This is a genomic window from Xanthomonas cissicola (genome assembly GCF_008801575.1).
Lineage (GTDB): Bacteria > Pseudomonadota > Gammaproteobacteria > Xanthomonadales > Xanthomonadaceae > Xanthomonas > Xanthomonas cissicola.
This window is the reverse complement of the sequence record NZ_VZPL01000264.1, coordinates 1-307: the sequence shown is the minus strand read 5'-3', so window position 1 is coordinate 307 and position 307 is coordinate 1. Positions and strand designations below refer to the sequence as shown.

The window sequence follows — 307 nt, the reverse complement described above, 5'->3', positions numbered from 1 at the left end:
CGAACTTGCGCAGCCAAGCGTACAGGCTGTGCGTGGTGACACCCAGTCGCTCGGCGACCTCTGCCACCTTGAACCCACGATCGGTCACTTGCCGGACCGCCTCGATCTTGAACTCATCCGTATACCGTTTACTGCTCATGGACACCTCCGAATCAGCCATTTTCCATGGCCTTGAGATGTCTAAGGAAGCTCTGAACAACGCACCACAGATACGCGACACTACCCGCCTCATCATGTAGAGGATCATCTATGCAGCTGACGTTCGGTGACGCTGAGGGCCTGGGCAAGCGCAAGCAGACCCGGCGCG

General features: G+C 58.0%; 1 protein-coding gene. It reads right to left on the bottom strand.

Going from position 1 to position 307, the window contains the following annotated elements; translation table 11 throughout:
* Positions 1–139 (bottom strand): transposase (locus F7R02_RS25990; protein ID WP_151210370.1); only part of this gene is annotated, 139 nt, incomplete at its 3' end.
* Positions 140–307 lie beyond the last annotated feature (168 nt).